This is a genomic window from Nonomuraea sp. NPDC049486 (assembly GCF_040676925.1).
In the GTDB taxonomy this organism is placed as follows: domain Bacteria; phylum Actinomycetota; class Actinomycetes; order Streptosporangiales; family Streptosporangiaceae; genus Nonomuraea; species Nonomuraea ferruginea.
Genome location: NZ_JBFAPV010000002.1, coordinates 632,852 through 648,611, shown reverse-complemented (window position 1 = coordinate 648,611; position 15,760 = coordinate 632,852). Strand labels below are relative to the sequence as shown.

Annotated in this window: 12 protein-coding genes; 3 read left to right on the top strand and 9 right to left on the bottom strand. The window is 72.7% G+C overall.

Annotated features, from left to right (window positions below; genetic code table 11):
- The first annotated feature begins 9 nt into the window (after positions 1–9).
- A complete protein-coding gene (locus AB0K05_RS07925) occupies positions 10–1,989 on the top strand; it encodes a protein kinase (RefSeq protein WP_364227625.1) in 1,980 nt (659 codons plus the stop codon).
- 47 nt (positions 1,990–2,036) lie between these two features.
- On the opposite strand, the gene AB0K05_RS07920 is transcribed toward AB0K05_RS07925, so the two are convergent.
- From AB0K05_RS07920 to AB0K05_RS07910, 3 genes are all read right to left on the bottom strand, one after another.
- A complete protein-coding gene (locus AB0K05_RS07920) occupies positions 2,037–2,915 on the bottom strand; it encodes a PfkB family carbohydrate kinase (protein ID WP_364227622.1) in 879 nt (292 codons plus the stop codon).
- 361 nt (positions 2,916–3,276) lie between these two features.
- Positions 3,277–4,302 carry a LacI family DNA-binding transcriptional regulator gene (locus tag AB0K05_RS07915; RefSeq protein ID WP_219544562.1) on the bottom strand — a complete coding sequence of 342 codons (1,026 nt, stop codon included), beginning with the start codon at positions 4,300–4,302 and terminating at the stop codon, positions 3,277–3,279.
- 257 nt (positions 4,303–4,559) lie between these two features.
- Positions 4,560–6,029, bottom strand: a complete 1,470-nt coding sequence (locus AB0K05_RS07910; RefSeq protein WP_364227618.1) for a glycoside hydrolase family 13 protein — start codon at positions 6,027–6,029, stop codon at positions 4,560–4,562.
- A gap of 229 nt (positions 6,030–6,258) precedes the next feature.
- On the opposite strand from AB0K05_RS07910, the gene AB0K05_RS07905 reads away from it, so the two are divergent.
- Entirely contained in the window at positions 6,259–7,542 is a 1,284-nt protein-coding gene (locus AB0K05_RS07905) for an ABC transporter ATP-binding protein (RefSeq protein WP_271279751.1), read from the top strand.
- 96 nt (positions 7,543–7,638) lie between these two features.
- Here the strand turns inward: AB0K05_RS07905 and AB0K05_RS07900 are convergent, their stop codons facing one another.
- The 4 genes from AB0K05_RS07900 to AB0K05_RS07885 all read right to left on the bottom strand — a co-directional run bounded on the left by AB0K05_RS07900 (position 7,639) and on the right by AB0K05_RS07885 (position 11,922).
- The gene (locus AB0K05_RS07900; protein ID WP_271279750.1) at positions 7,639–8,823 is read right to left on the bottom strand and encodes a hypothetical protein; all 1,185 of its coding nucleotides are present in this window, start codon (positions 8,821–8,823) and stop codon (positions 7,639–7,641) included.
- 487 nt (positions 8,824–9,310) lie between these two features.
- Positions 9,311–10,528, bottom strand: a complete 1,218-nt coding sequence (locus AB0K05_RS07895; protein WP_364227613.1) for an acyltransferase — start codon at positions 10,526–10,528, stop codon at positions 9,311–9,313.
- Between the two features lie 246 nt (positions 10,529–10,774).
- On the bottom strand, positions 10,775–11,377 hold the full coding sequence (locus tag AB0K05_RS07890) for an amino acid-binding protein (protein ID WP_187281236.1): 603 nt from the start codon (positions 11,375–11,377) through the stop codon (positions 10,775–10,777).
- Between the two features lie 164 nt (positions 11,378–11,541).
- Entirely contained in the window at positions 11,542–11,922 is a 381-nt protein-coding gene (locus AB0K05_RS07885; protein WP_364227610.1) for a VOC family protein, read from the bottom strand.
- Positions 11,923–12,099: 177 nt separating this feature from the next.
- Here AB0K05_RS07885 and AB0K05_RS07880 point away from each other — a divergent pair, with 177 nt between their 5' ends.
- A complete protein-coding gene (locus tag AB0K05_RS07880) occupies positions 12,100–12,657 on the top strand; it encodes a hypothetical protein (protein ID WP_148032436.1) in 558 nt (185 codons plus the stop codon).
- Positions 12,658–12,659: 2 nt separating this feature from the next.
- Here AB0K05_RS07880 and AB0K05_RS07875 read toward each other — a convergent pair whose 3' ends face one another.
- Both AB0K05_RS07875 and AB0K05_RS07870 read right to left on the bottom strand, forming a co-directional pair.
- A complete protein-coding gene (locus AB0K05_RS07875) occupies positions 12,660–13,916 on the bottom strand; it encodes a right-handed parallel beta-helix repeat-containing protein (protein WP_364227607.1) in 1,257 nt (418 codons plus the stop codon).
- Between the two features lie 52 nt (positions 13,917–13,968).
- Positions 13,969–15,759: a glycoside hydrolase family 13 protein gene (locus AB0K05_RS07870; RefSeq protein ID WP_364227604.1), complete on the bottom strand. Its 1,791-nt coding sequence runs from the start codon at positions 15,757–15,759 to the stop codon at positions 13,969–13,971.
- Position 15,760: the final 1 nt, after the last annotated feature.

Below are 15,760 nucleotides of genomic sequence, written 5' to 3'. Positions count from 1 at the left end.
AACGGTCGGTTGAGTCGACGGGATGACGACGGCGAGAGGACAGCGACGTTGGGGCAGCAGGGCCGCTCCGCTGGCACTCCGCTGACGCCAGAGGACCCGCCCGCGATCGGGCCGTACGAGCTGGCCGGCCGGCTCGGGTCCGGTGGCATGGGCACCGTCTATCTGGCGAAGGGGCCGGACGGCGCGACGGTGGCGCTCAAGGCGATCCGGCGTGACTTCACCGCCGACCCCGTCTACCGGGCGCGCTTCCACGAGGAGGTGTCGAACGCGCGCAAGGTCGCGTCGTTCTGCACGGCCCGGGTGCTCGACCACGGTGAGCACGACGGGGTGCTCTACCTCGTCACCGAGTTCATCGACGGCGTCTCGCTGGAGGACCACCTCATCGAGCACGGCCGGCTGTCGCCGTCGATGCTCCACTCCGCGGCCGTCGGGGTGGCCGCGGCGCTGACCGCCATCCACGCGGCCGGGCTGGTCCACCGCGACCTCAAGCCGGCCAACGTGATGCTGACGCTGGCCGGGCCGCGAGTGATCGACTTCGGGCTGGCCAGGTCCACGCACGTCAGCTCGCGTCACACGAACGCCGGCATGGTGATGGGCACGCCGGGGTGGATCGCTCCCGAGCAGGTCTTCGAGGGCCGCACCAGCCCGGCGGGCGACGTGTTCGCGTGGGGGTCGCTGATCGCGTACGCGGGGCTGGGCGGGCATCCGTTCGGCGAGGGCGACGCCTACGTGATGGCGGCCAGGGCCCGCACCGCCCCGCCCGACCTGCGCGGGCTGCCCGCGCCGCTCGACCGGCTGGTGGCCGCGGCCATCCATCCCGACCCGGCGCGGCGGCCGACGGCCAAGCAGCTGCTGCTGGAGCTGGTGAGCGCCACCGACGAGCCGGCGGCCCAGCTCGCGGCCTCCCGCCATCTCACGGACTCCTGGAACCCCGCGGAGTTCCCCCCGCTGGCCCACCGTCCCGGCGCGCACCCTCACCCGGGCCCACGTGCCCCGCACCAGGGCGGCAGGGCGGAGCCGCACCCCGAGACCTCCGGCCGTTTCGCCCGCCCGGAGCCGGGCGCGCCCCACCAGCCCCCGCCGGGCGCCCCCAGCGGCCCCCCGCCCGCCGACACCTCCGGCCGCTTCCCCATGCCGGCTCCCGACGCGTCCCGTCAACCGGCTCCCGCAGGCCCCGCCCCGAGAACCACCGAAGCCCCACCCCCAGCAGAAACCCCCGGAAACTTCCCGGGCGCGCACAAGGCGCCACCGGCCGAGACACCCGGACACTTCCCAGGCTCCGGGCAGGGCGCGCACCAGGCGCCGCCCGCGGAGACGTCCGGGAACGTACCGCGGCCGGGGCCGGGCGGGCCGCATCAAGGGCCGCGCTCCGCTGTGCCGCCTGCCGAGACGTCGGGGAACTTCCGGCGTTCCGGGCCCGGGGGGCCGTACCAGGCGCCGCCTGCGGAGACGTCCGGGAACGTGCCGCGGCCTGGGCCGGGCGGGCCGCATCAGGGGCCGCGCCCCACCGTTCCGCCTGCCGAGACGTCGGGGAACGTGCCGAGGTCCGGGGGGCGTGGGCCGCGTCAGGGGCCGCCCGGCGAGACGTCGGGGACCTTCCAGGGGCCGCGGCAGGCGGCGCCCATGACGCCCGCCGAGACGTCCGGGCGGTTCCCGCGGCCGGGGCGTCAGGCCCCGCAGATGCCTCCGCATCAGACCGGGCAGGGCCCGCTGCCCCGCCGTGGCCCGCTGCCGCCGGGCGCCCGGCCCGCCAAGCCGGGCCGGAACCTGTTCACCGGCTGCCTGGCCGCCGTGGTGATCATGCTGGTCCTGCTCGCGCTGCTGGTCGCCGTGCTGGTGTGGATGTCCCGCGGCCCATCCGCGGGCGAGGCGGGCAACCCGGTACAGGACGGCAAGCTGACCTTAACCGTCAGCGACACCGAGTGCGCCGAGCCGCCCTCGTCCGGGATGCCGCCCGCCTGCCGCGTAGCACTCGACCGAGTCAGGTGATCGGCGGACGCTGAGGTCTCGACCGAGGCTCAGGGCTCGACCGAGGCTCAGGTGTCTGCTGAGGCGCGGGCCAGGAGGACGGGCTCCGTGATCGGGGACTCGTGGGTGCCCGGCACCGTGCAGGCGTGCGCCCCGGCGACCGCCCCCAGCGTGACGCACCGCTCCAGCGGCAGCCCGTTGAGCGTCCCGTACAGGAAGCCGGAGACGAACGCGTCCCCCGCGCCGTTGCTGTCGGCGACCGGTGCCGGCAGCGGGGCGGCGGGGAAGGCGCGCACCTCGCCGCCGCGCGTCAGGACGAGGCAGCCGCCGGCGCCGCGGGTGCAGACGACGGTGCGGGCACGCCCGCGGGCCAGGATGCCGCGCATCGCCGCCACCGGGTCCTCCAGCGCTGTGGCTGACAGGAACACCAGGTCGGAGCGGTACGCGAAGTCCCGGTGGAAGTCGTCGGCCCCGTCCCAGTCGTGCAGGTCGGTGGAGACGGGCACACCGCCGAGGTCGTCGAAGACGTCGCGGCAGATGTCGGAGAGCGACACGTGCACGTGGCGGGCCCGGACGCCTGCGTAGAGCGCGCGGGGCAGGCGCTCGCCGGGGGTGGCCTTGGCGTCGAAGAACGACGTGCGGCGGCCGTCGGGGGCGACCAGCAGGACGCTGCGCCGGGTGCCCCCGGCGGCGGTGCCCCACGCGCAGGCGACGTGGCGCAGCGCGTCACGGACGAGCGCGCCCTGCGGATCGTCGCCGATCAGGTCGGCGAAGGCGACGTCCATCCCGAGGGCCGCGCACCCGAGGCTCACCCCTGACCCGGTATTCCCGATCCGATCGACCACGGGCGGCACCGGGTAGGTGTCGCGGTAGGCCAGCGGCAGCTCCGGCACGTAAACGGTGGTGTCGACCCCCGCCCCGCCCAGCACGAGCACGTCACACGTCACAGTCCCGCCCTCCTCCTCGCACGAGCACTTACGGCGGGCACAGCGGGCCGTAAGGCACGCATGACGGCGCCCGGCCCGAGGGGTTTCCCAAAAGCCCTTGCCTGCCCCGACGACGGTCCGCGGCCACCCGAAGCGGCACCCAGCCGGAAGTTCCCAGAAGAATCACCCGAAAAGACCCTCAACTGCCCCGGCGGCTGTCCCCCGGCCGGAGATTGCCAATAACCATCACCCGCAAAACCCTCAACTCCCCTGACGGCGAGCTCCTGGACACAAGGAGCGGCACCCTCCGGAAGCATCACCCGAAACCGACAGCGAGCCTACGGACACGAGGAGCGGACCTGGCCAGGGGTTGCCAGAACCATCACCTGTTGACCAGCGGGCCGGAGCCGGTGGAGCCGCGGACCACCAGCTCGGGCTGGAAGATGAGCTCGACGTGCTTGGCGGACGCGCCGCCGACCTCTTCGAGGAGGGTCTGCACGGCGGCCGTGGCCATCGGGCCGATCGGTTTGCGCACGGTGGTCAGCGGCGGGTCGGTGAAGGCGATGAGCGGCGAGTCGTCGAAGCCGACCACCGACACCTCGCCCGGCACGGCGAGCCCGCGCTGGCGGCAGGCGCGGATCGCGCCCAGCGCCATCAGGTCGCTGGCGCACACGATGCCGGTGCAGCCGCGGTCGAGGAGCTGCGTGGCGGCGGCCTGGCCGCCCTCGACGGAGAACAGCGAGTGGGTGATGAGGTCGTCCACGTCGTCGGCGCCGAGGAGCACCCTCATGGCCTCGCGGAAGCCTTCGATCTTGCGGATGACGGGGACGAACCGGCGCGGCCCGAGCGCCAGCCCGATGCGCTCGTGGCCGAGGTCGGCCAGGTGACGGACGGCGAGGCGGGCGGCCATGCGGTCGTCGGCCGAGATGAACGGGGCGTCGATGTGCTCGTTGTAGCCGTCGACCAGCACGATCGGCAGGCCGCGGTCGGTGAGCCGGGTGTAGCGGTCCATGCGGGCGGTGGTGTCGGCGTGTAACCCTGACACGAACACGATGCCGCTCACCCCGCGGTCGACCAGCAGTTCGGTGAACTCGTCCTCGGGGGCGCCGCCGGGCAGCTGCGTGCAGAGCACGGGCGTGTAGCCGTGCTGGGTCAGCGCCTTCTCGATGGCCTGCGCGAACGCCGGGAAGATCGGGTTGTCGAGCTCGGGGGTGACCAGCCCGATGAGGCCGTTGCTGCGCTGGCGCAGCCGGGGCGGCCGCTCGTAGCCCATGAGGTCGAGCGCGGTCATGACCGCCTGGCGGGTCGTCGCCGAGACGCCCGGCTTGCCGTTGAGCACGCGGCTGACCGTGGCCTCGCTCACCCCGGCCTGGGCGGCGATGTCGGCAAGGCGGGCGGGTCCGTTCATCAGAAACCTCCGAGTAAGCCCCCGCCTTCAGGCGGGGGAGGAATCGGACCCTTGCGGAGCATCACAAGAGGCAGGCGATTCACGGTCCGGCACATCGTCTCATATCGAACAGCAGTGCGAACCGGCCTCGATCGTCCGGCAGACGGCCCGAGGCGCTCGCCGTGGGGTCGGCGGAGCGCCGGAAGGCCTGTGGAGCCGGTGTGGGACCTCAACGAGAATCCTCTCGCGCGGGCGACGGGCCGTGAAGCGGGAACCCGTCAGGCCGGATGCCTCATTCTCCACCAGGCCGCCGAATCGGGCGCGCCTGGCTCGTCCGAGGCCAGCAGGAGGTCGCCGTCGACGGCGAAGCCGACCGGTGACCCGGTCAGGTTGACGGTGCACAGCAGGTCGCCCCGCGACAGCACGAGGGTCCCCTCGGGAGAGTCGTGCCAGGTCAGGTCGCCGTCGAAGGAGCGGCGCAGCCGGAGGGCCTCCCGGTAGAGCTCCAGGGTGGAGCCGGGCATGCCCTGCTGGGCCTCCACGCTGAGCCCGGCCCATGCGGCGGGGATGGGCAGCCACGGCTCACGCCAGCCGAGGTCGCGTGTCCAGGGCAGCGGCACCCGGCAGCCGTCGCGGCCGCTGTCGGGGTCGCGCAGCCGCTGCGGGTCGCGCAGGACCTCCTCCGGCAGGTCGAGCACCTCCGGCAGGCCCAGCTCGTCGCCCTGGTAGATGTAGGCGGAGCCGGGCAGGGCGAGCGTGAGCAGGGCGGCGGCGCGGGCCCTGGCCAGGCTGCCGTAGCGGGTGACGTGGCGCTTGACGTCGTGGTTGGACAGCACCCAGGTGGTCGGCGCGCCGACCGAGGCGGCGGTGGCGAGCGAGCTGTCGATCACCTCGCGCAGCGCCCGAGCCTCCCAGGGGGCGAACAGGTAGTGGAAGTTGAACGCCTGGTGCAGCTCGTCCGGCCGCACGTAGAGGGCCAGGCGCTCGGGGGTGGGCGCCCAGGCCTCGGCCACGCCGATCCGCTCCCCCGGGTACGAGTCGAGGATGCGCCGCCACGACCGGTGGATCTCGTGCACGCCGTCGTTGTCGAAGTACGGCACCACGTCGTTGCCGATGAGCCGGGTCTGCCCGGAGTGACCGATGTCGGGCAGGCCGGCCGGTTTGACCATGCCGTGCGCCACGTCGATCCGGAAGCCGTCGACGCCCAGGTCGAGCCAGAAGCGCAGGATCGACTCGAACTCGGCCCGCACCTCGGGATGCTCCCAGTTGAGGTCGGGCTGGGAGGGGTCGAACAGGTGGAGGTACCACTGGCCGTCGGCGACCTGGGTCCAGGCCGGGCCGCCGAAGATGGACTCCCAGTCGTTGGGCCGGTCGCGGAAGACGTAGCGGTCGCGGTTGGCCCCGCGCAGCGCCTCCTGGAACCAGGGGTGCTGGTCGGAGGTGTGGTTGGGCACGATGTCGACGATCACCCGCAGGCCGAGCCCGTGCGACTCGTCGATCAGCGCCTTGGCGTCGCCGAGCGTGCCGAAGAGCGGGTCTACGTCGCGGTAGTCGGCGACGTCGTAGCCGAAGTCGGCCATCGGCGAGGGGTAGAAGGGCGTCAGCCAGATCGCGTCCACGCCGAGCGCGGCGAGGTAGGGCAGGCGATCACGGACGCCTATCAGGTCGCCGACCCCGTCGCCGTCGCCGTCGGCGAAACTACGCACGTACACCTGGTAGATCGCGGCGTCCCGCCACCACGTCGCCATAAGCCACCCCCTGAGTCCCGACCATTGAAAGACCTTACCGCAAGTTTTCGCAAGCCCTTCCAAGTAACACATTTCGGAAATAACGGCGTAAGGCACCCCAAAACTCTCGACCGAAACCAGGTATCAGCAGAACTTTTATGTCAAGGGTGGACATGCAGTGTTAATGCGCGATGTACTACCTCTTCAATCCGTCCCCGTCACAGGTGACACGCGCGCAAGGTGTGGGCCCATGAGCTCAGTCGTTCTCGACAACGTGACCAAGGTGTATCCAGGTGATTACCTGGCGGTCGACAAGCTGAGCCTTAGGGCCGAGGACGGCGAGTTCCTCGTCCTCCTCGGCCCGTCCGGTTGCGGCAAGTCCACACTGCTGCGCATGATCGCCGGCCTTGAGGACATCACCGAGGGCGAGCTCTGGCTCGACGGCCAGCTCGCCAACCACGTGGCCCCCCGCGACCGCGACGTGGCCATGGTGTTCCAGAGCGGCGCCCTCTACCCGCACCGGACCGTGCGCGGCAACATCGCCTTCCCCTTGGAGATCGCCAAGGCGGACCCGCAGATGGTGCGCGACCGCGTCACCGAGTTGTCCAAGGCCCTGCACATCGACGAGACCCTGGAGCGGCGGCCGGGAACGCTCTCCGGCGGCCAGCGCCAGCGGGTGGCCATGGGCCGCGCGATCGTCAGGCAGCCCAAGCTGTTCCTGATGGACGAGCCGCTGTCGAACCTGGACGCGGGGATGCGGACCGAGCTGCGCATGGAGATCTCCGCGCTGGTCAGGTCGCTCGGCATCACCACCATCTACGTGACGCACGACCAGGTGGAGGCCCTGACGCTGGCCGACCGCATCGCGATCCTGAACCGCGGCGTGCTGCAGGACGTCGGCACTCCGGCCCAGATTTACAACGATCCAGCGACCGCCTTCGTCGCCGCGTTCCTCAACTCCCAGCAGCTCAACCTGCTCTCGGCCAATGTGCACACGCCGCAGAACCAGTTCGTCCTGCTGGACTTCGGCCCGCACCGGCTGTCCATCCCGTGGAGCGACCCGCGCGCGTACGCGATCTCGCAGCACACCGGCGGGCAGGTGCTGGTCGGCATGCGGCCGGACGGGCTGGCGCCGGTGCCGGAGTCGTACGACGGACCGGCCTTCTACGGGCGGGTGCGCACGCTGGAGTATCACGGCCACGAGTGGATGGCCTACATCGAGTGCGGGGTGCCGGCCGTGCCGGTGCCCGAGCCGCCGGACCCGCGCGAGGGGCGCAACGGCCATCACGCCGCCTCGGGCGGGATCGGCGCGCTGATGCGGCGCATGTTCCCGCAGCGCGAGGAGGAGCCGCAGGAACAGGAGCAGGTCGGCCAGAACGTCGGCAACGGCGTGCACCGCCGCGCCGACCTGACGGTCCGGCTGGGCAACCGCCCGGTGTGGCGTACGGGCGACGCGGCCAAGGTGGGCGTGGACATGAGCCGGTTGATGATCTTCACCCCCGACGGCGCCCGCATCGACAAGCCGCGCCGCTAGCCACCGCACGTCGCCGCCTCCCTCGCCGCCTCCCTCGCCGGAGCCCTCGCAGACAGGTACGCGCCCGCGCGCCCCGGGGTTCGATCCCGCGATGGCTCACCGAGGGCGCGGCGGGGGCACGACCGTCCAGCGCGGGCCGTCGGGCGTGTCTTCCACCAGCACGCCGCCCTCCAGCAGGGCCTCGCGCAGCGCGTCGGCCACCTCGTAGCGGCCCTGGGCGCGCAGCTCTCCGCGGAGCGCCAGGAGCGGCCCCATGACGGTGTGGACGCCCGCCGTGGCCGCCTGCTCGCCGAGCCGGGCGATCAGCAGCCGCATCAGCTCTCTGGCCTGGTCGACGCCGCCCGCGTCTTCCTCGGTGTCGGCCGCCCAGGAGACGATCTCGGCCTCCAGCTCCAGCACCGCGCGGGCGGCCGCCGCCAGGTCGGGCGCGGCCACCGCCGCGGCGAAGGCGCGCTCGGCGGCACTCATGGTCTCCTCCAGCGTCACCCCGGCCTGCTGGACCGCCGGCGGCGGGGCCGGGACGGGCGTGCCGGCGCCGCCCTCGGCGAGGCGGCGCAGCTCGGCGAGCCCGGTGCGGGTGCCCGCGGGCAGCACGGTGACCGAGCCGGGCAGCCGGACCGTGACGCCGCCGCGGCCCGCCACCTCGACGGCCTCCGTCTCCAGGTCGATGACGAGCGCGGTGTGCTCGTCGACGCCGAGCACGGCGGTGCCCGGCGGCAGCTCGCGCTCCATCCGCGACAGCCGCCGCTCCCCCAGGTAGCAGTAGCGGGTGTCGTGGGTGCCGCCCTCGGCGTTGTCGAAATGGGGGATCAGCACGGCGTGCAGCCCGAGCGGCTCCAGCAGGTCGATGCCCTCGCGCCAGCAGGGCTCGGCGCCGACCTTGTAGATCTCGTACACCGGCACCGTCGCCAGGCCGGCCGTGCAGGCGGCGGCGGAGGCGAGCACGGTCACCCCGGACCGCGCCCGCACCCTGGCCCGCAGGTCGCCGGCCACGCCGGAGTGGGTCCAGCGGTCGAGCGCGTAGGTGGGGCTGCCCGGCCCGGAGAACACCCAGTCGGCGCCGGCGACGCCGGGCGCCACCTCGACGTCCAGGCCGACGCTGCGGGCGAAGTAGCGGCGGGCGCGCGCGGAGATGTCGGCCGCGTTCTCCTGGAACGCGTACGGCGTGTCGAGCAGCACGGCCCGCGCCCCCGGCCGCAGCCGGCGCGCGGCGGCGCGGTGCACCTCCACCATGGTCGGGCTCGTCTCTCCCGATCCCATCAGCACGAGCAAGCCGGGCATGGGCCCTCCCCCTTCCGTCGTCCGCCTCCCGACCACTACCGCAAGAGAGGCGACACACATGCGGGATTTACGTTATTGCGTATGATTGGCAGTAAGCTGCGGACGGTGACGGGAAGACACGTGGTCTGGGTCGAGACGCTCATGCTAAGGGCGGACGCCGACAGTTCGTGGGCTTACCGGCGCGCCGAGACGCGTCCGGAGCCCGGCGAGAGCCCCGACGAGGCCGCGCGCCGCGTCTGCGGGATCTCCGCCGGCGACCCGCTCACCGTCGTCCACTCCACGAGCTGGCGCCACCTGCCGGGCGGCGAGATCGTGCTCACCTACGCGGTGTGCCCCGACCCCGCGCCGTGGCTGCCCGCCGTCGCGCTGCCCCGGCTGGAGCTCGCCATGGGCGCGGCTCCCGCCAGGCCCTCGCCGGAGCGGGTGGAGGTGGCTCACGTGGCCGCGCACGCGGTCCGCCACCTGGCGTTCCTGATGACGGAGGACCCTATCGTGCGGCGGACGTTGCTGAGGCATCCTCTGCTGGCCCCCGCGCTGGAACGGTGGACGACCTCGACCGCGCGATCCGCCGGCCCAGCTCCTGCATGGGCCGCTCCACGAAGCGGTACGTGAACGCGCTCACCAGCACCACCATCGTCAGCGCCAGCGCCGTCATGGCGAGCTGGTAGGGCAGCGGCTCCGCCCGGAGGTCGCCGGACACCCAGGTGAAGTACCTCAGCAGCGGGTGGTGCACCAGGTAGAGCGAGTAGCTGACGAGCCCCAGCCAGACGAGCACCCGGGGCACCCGCCGCCCGCGCAGCGCCATGCCCGCCGCGAACGTGGCGGCCACGAGCACGATCGTGGTGATCCAGATGTTGGGCTGGACCCACCACCACCCGGCCATGATCGCCAAGAACGGCACGCAGGCGACCGCCACGAGCGTGACCGCCACCGGCCACAACCGGCCCTCGCCCCGCTCCCAGCGGTAGATCGCGGTGCCGGCGAACATCAGCGCCAGCACCGCCACCCCCACCCACGGCACCCGGCTGCCCAGCACCAGCAGCGTCAGCGCCATCACGCCCAGCACGGCCGCGGCCGTCCGGCGGAACCGCCCGGTGATCAGGCAGACGAGGCCGGTCACGAACACCGCGCACGACACGTACGCGACCCAGCCGCCGGTCAGCACCCCCCGCGTCATCAGCACCCCGGTCGCCACCGCCCCGGCCGCGAACAGCATCGCCAGCAGCCCGCTGCGGTGGTGCAGCCGGACCATGAACAGCGCCGTGACCATCAGGTAGAACACCATCTCGTACGAGAGCGTCCACATGGTGTCGGCGACCCCGGCCACGTCCACGACGTCGAGCAGCATGGTGGCGTGGCCGGCGACCGACGCCCAGTCGCGCTCGACCGCCTCGCGGACCGGCACCCACCAGTGGAACGCGACCACCAGCAGGCCGACGGCCAGGAAGAGCGGGTAGAGGCGGAACACGCGGCTGAGCCAGAACGTGCGCACGTCGCCGTGCCGCTCCAGCGACGCCGGGATGATGTAGCCGCTGACCAGGAAGAACACGAAGATCCCGTACACGCCGAGATGGAACCACTGCGGGCGCACGGAAGGCAGGAACCACGGGGTCATGTGCTCGGCGACCACGGCCAGCGCGCCGATGCCACGCAGCGCGTCCAGCCACGCCAGGCGTGGCTGGGCCGGAGCGGAGGCTTCTGACACCCGCCCAAACCTACCCGTACCCATAGGAGAAATGCTCGGCGATCAACAACAACCCCGAAATCTTCTCCCGAAAGCCACAGTCCTCCCATCCCGGACGAACTACCGGGTCCGCCTCAGCGGTGGGTGGACGAAAAGGCGGGGTGGTCGGTGGCGGAGGACCGTCCGACTTCCGGATCCGCGTCAGCGGTGGGTGGTCGGTGCCGGAGGTCCGTCCGGAGCGGGACGGGGCCGCGGGCGCACGGGCGGTCAGACGCGGGCGGCCAGGGCGGAGACGACGTCCACGATGCGCACGGCCCGTTCCAGCTCGGCGCGGTGGAACCCGGGCCCGTCGGCCCGGGCCACGAGCAGGTGCAGCTGGTACGCGGTCATGGGCAGCAGCATGAGCCGCACCTTCTCGCCGTCCAGCGTGGCGGCGCGCGGCGGCGGCTCGGGCAGGTCGACGAGTTCGGGCGCGGCGATGGAGCTGTGCACCACCGAGCCGCCGGCGTAGGCCACCGACCATTCCGCGCCGCACAGGCCGGGCAGCGCGTCCACCAGCGTGGCGAGGCCGCGCGACGGCTCGGCGGCCACGTGCATGAGCAGGTCGTAGTCGGGCGCGGAGCCGGGGACCTCGCGGGTCGGCCACACGCCCTCCACCCGCACGCCGGGCACGGCGGAGAACCGCTCCCGCACCTCGTCCGCGCCCGCCGGGCCCGGCCAGGACACCACGAAGTCGTCCACCGCCCTGCCCATCTCACGTTCGAGCACGGTGACCTGGAGGATGTCGGCGCCCAGCGTGCCCAGCACCTTGGCGACCTGGCCGAGCCCTCCCGGCCGGTCGGCTAGCGACACCCTCAGTCGCAGCAGCATTGCCCCTCCCCTTTTCCGAGGCTTTCACAGTGCCGCGGAGAGGTTTCCGGCATGTTCCACGGATATGTCACGCTTGCTGCGCTTAATCCCAGCATGCAGCTTCCATACCGGTTCACGCCGCCAAGAACCGGGCAAGACTGACCGCGTATTGCGCCAAGCCGCCGTCAGGCGCGCTCCTGCAGCACCCGGCCGTCGCCGTCGAGGTCGTCGAAGAACACGAGTTCCAGCGGCCGCCCCGCCCCTTCGGCGAACGTGCCGTCCCGCTCGTAGTGCTTGACCGCGCCCACCTCGACACCGCGCTCCAGCAGCAGCTCCCGCGCGGCGTCGACGTCGTCCACCACGATCCGCACCCCCCGCACCGACCCTGGCGGGGCGCCGATCACGATGGAGCGGCCCGAGCCGGGCGGCGTCAGCCGGACCACCCGCGTCTCCTCGTTCACCCGCGAGTCGTGGTCCACGGTGAACCCCAGCCGCTCGCTGGAGAACCCCTTGGCCTTCTCCACGTCGGCGACGGGGATGGGGACGACTTCGATCTTCCAGCCCATGGGTCTCCCTCTCGTCGCTTTCACAGGAAGCGTCGTGCGGATCGCGCCCGTTTCGACACCACCACAGGGTCGCGGATAGGTAATCATTGATCTCGGTCACGAGGGTGGCCTGAGAACGGTTGCAGAGAGCGCGGTACGGTGAGGCGCAGAGGATGGCCTGGATGGCTGCATGTCGGCGTGCTGGAGCACAGGCTGACGCGGATGTGGGAGCCGGGGACGCTGCCGCCGCCGGAGTCACTCGTGGCCGTCATGACGCTCGCGGCGGTGCCGCGCGCCCTGGGCGCCCGCCTGGCCGACCACCTCGACGGCGGCCTGGTGGTGGGCCCCGGCTCCGTTCCTGACCTGCCGGCCTTCGAGAAGCTGCGCGCCATCCCGCTGCCGCAGCAGGAGGGCACGTGGGAGCGGAGCGCCGGCGTCTACGACCCGGTCCTGCGCCGCATCGCGGTCGGCAGCGTGCCCTCGCCGTCGGTCAACGTGTGCGGTCACGAACTGGGCCACGCCATCGACCACTCCGACGGCCGGCCCTCGGCCGACCGCTGGTGGACCTTCCTGCACGCGCTGCGCCGGCCGCGGCTGGAGTCGCCGTACCGGCAGGACGTGTCGGAGCTGTTCGCGGAGAGCTTCGCGTGCGTGCTGACCCGCCGCACCGGCAGGCTGATCACCCTGCTGGGCGGCGACGAGCCCGCCGCCCGCCAGGTCTACGACTGGATGTCCAGCCGTTACGGCATCGGCTGAGGTTACTGGTAGGCGCCCGCGTGGCGGGTGGAGGAGGGCAGCGGCTTGCCGGTGATGTCCTTGGCCAGCGCGGCGCCGCCGAACCACGACGGGCCGAGGCGGACCGCGCGGCCACGGGCCGGCGACGAGGGCGCCAGGCGCAGGTTGGTCCGCGAGACGAAGCGCGGGTCGGCCATGACGGAGCCGGAGCCGAGCTTGAACTCGGCCTTGCGCGCCTTGTAGACGCTGCTCGCCTCGTCGGCGCCCTTGGCGTCCTCGTAGCCGGCCGTGCCGCCCACCACGATGACGTTGTTGCGCAGCTTCAGGATCGACGGGGAGCAGCCGTCGTGGCAGGACCAGCCGATGGTGTCGCGGGCCGGCATGTAGACGGAGTTGTGCACGGCCGTGGTGCCCTTGACCGGGCCGACGACGTGGCGGGCGCCGCGGGTGACGAGGAAGGAGCCGGTCTTCAGCGAGGAGGTGACGACGTTGAAGGCGAACACGTTGCCCGTGGCGGTGTCGCCCTTCTTGGCGCCGAGCTCGCTGAAGGTGTTGTTGTCGTGGGTGCGGTTGTGGGTGATCCGGTTGCGGTTGCCGCCGAAGATCTCGATGGCGGCGCCGTCGACGCCGTAGTCGTAGCTCTTGGCGTGGCTGCCGGTGATCGTGTTGCCGGTGACGAGGTTGTCGTCGCCGTTGAGCAGGATGCCGAAGGCGCCGGAGTCGTTGTCGCCGCCCTTGTCGTTGACGCTCATCCGGTTGTTCCTGGTGAAGGTGCTGTCCTTGATCGTGTTGCGGGACCCGCTGGGGGTGACGGTCGCGCCGGTCACGTTGCGGTCGGCCTGCACCTTGGACAGCACGTTGTGGTCGCCCTTGATCTCGAATCCCGCCCAGGCGCAGTCGGTGGCGCGCAGGCCGCTGATGCGCCAGTGGTCGCCGGAGACGACCACGCAGTTGGCGTCCCGGCCGCCGATCCTGGGCAGCGCGCCCTTGCCGTAGGCCTTGACGGTGATGGGCGAGCGGGCGGTGCCCTTCGCGGCGAGTACGAGCGAGCCGGTGAAGCTGCTGCCGCGCTTGACGGCGACGGTGTCGCCGGGCTTGAGGTCGGCGGCGTTGACCGCGTCGAGCGACCGCCACGCCCGGTCGGCGGCGGTGCCGTCGGCGGCGTCGTCACCCGCCTTGGAGTCCACGTAGTAGGTGGTGCCGGCGTGTGCGGCCGCCTGGGCCGGCAGCGGCAGGGCGGGCAGGAGCGAAGCCAGGACGGCCACGGACAGCAACCTCATCGGGCACACCTATAACTCGATCAACTCTGACGGGGCGGCCCCAACCGTAGCGTCATCGGCTGATGACCCGCCACACGGACAGCGACGGTCCATCACCTGTTCCGTCATTCGTGTCGCCGCCGTTATGGACGAGGTCGGCGCGGGCGGGCAGGGCCAGCGGAGCCCCCGGTGCGCGCCGGGCGCACACGAGCAGCGTCTCCTCGTACGTCTCGCGCGCGAACACCAGGCAGTCGGCGTCGGCGTGCAGCCAGCGCAGCCCGCCGTGGCGCAGCGCGGGCTCGCGGCGGCGCAGCCCGAGCAGGTCGCGGTAGGCGGCGAGGGTGGCCGGGTCCCGGTCGGCGGGGCGGTTCCAGGGCATGGGGGTGCGGGAGTGCTCGCCGTTGACGCCGGTGAGGCCGAACTCGCTGCCGGCGAACACCATGGGCGTGCCGGGCAGCGTGGCCTGCAGGCCGAGCGCGACGAGGTGGCGCTCGCGCGAGCCGGTGACGGTGCGGATCCGCGGCGTGTCGTGCGAGTCGAGCAGCTGCCAGGAGTGCACGAGCGAGCGCCACGACATGTGCGAGGCGAAGGACCGCAGCGTGGCCAGGGCGGCGAGGCCGTCGCGGCGGGGCACGCCGCCGGGCACGCCGAGGAAGTGCTCCAGGCCGAGCGTGCCGGCGCGCAGCCAGGACCAGACGGGGCGGGTGAAGCCGCCGTAGTTCATCGTGCCGTGCCAGCCGTCGCGGTCCAGGTCGGACGAGGCGTCGTGGTTGTGCTCGGCGACGAACGCGGCGCCGGGCGGCAGGGCGCGGCGCAGCAGGGCCGCGGCCTCGTGGTTGTGGTCGTCGGCGCCGAACCGGCCGGTCATGTTGGCCACGTCCACCCGCCAGCCGTCGAACGGCCCGGTCCAGCGGGTGAGCACTTGGCGCATCCGGTCGCGGACGAGCGGGCTGCCCCAGTTGAGCTTGGGCAGCGACTTGAAGCCCCACCAGGACTCGTAGTCGCCGGTGTCGGGGTCGAAGTAGTACATGTCCCGTTCGGGGGCGCGCACGTCGGAGACGGCGGCGGTGAACCAGGCGTGGGCGTCGCCGGTGTGGTTGGCGGTGATGTCGCCGAGCAGCCGCATGCCGCGGCCGTGCAGCGCGTCCGCCAGCCGGCGCAGCGCGGCGTCGCCGCCGAGCAGCGGGTCGACGCGGTCGAAGTCGGCGGCGTCGTAGCGGTGGTTGGAGCGGGCCGGGAAGATCGGGGTCAGGTAGACGGTGTCGGCGCCGAGGCTCTCGATGTGGCCGAGGTGGCGGACGACGCCGTCGAGGTCGCCGCCGTAGAACTGCTCGGCGGTGCCGGGGCCGCTGGGGATGACCGGGTCGCGGTCCCAGTCGCGGGGCAGCGCCCATGCCGGGGCCGGGTCCGGCATGGGGCCCGAGCGGGCGAACCGGTCGGGGAAGATCTGGTAGACGATCGAGCCGGCCATCCACGCCGGGGGCGGCTCGTGGCAGACCAGGCGGAAGTCCCCGGAGTCGGGCACGTCGTGCGCGAACAGCCCGGCGGCGGTCAGCCACGCCTGGCCGCCGGTGGTCTCCAGCAGGAAGCGGTAGCGGGTGACCGGGTTGACCGGGGTGACCTCGGCCCGCCACCAGTCGTCGCCGGCCCCGTACCCGCCGACGGGGCGGCCGGTCCTGGCGGGGTCGGGCGCGGCGCGGGCGTAGCGGGGCTCGCCGTCGTGGACGGCGCGCACGTGCGCGGCGGTGATCCCGGCGGCGCGCGGGGCGCGCAGCCAGAGCGTCACCGGGGCGCCGGGCTCGGGCGCCTGCGTGGAGACGTACAGCGGGGAGCCGTCGTGGTGCGGCAGATCCAGGAAGCGCATG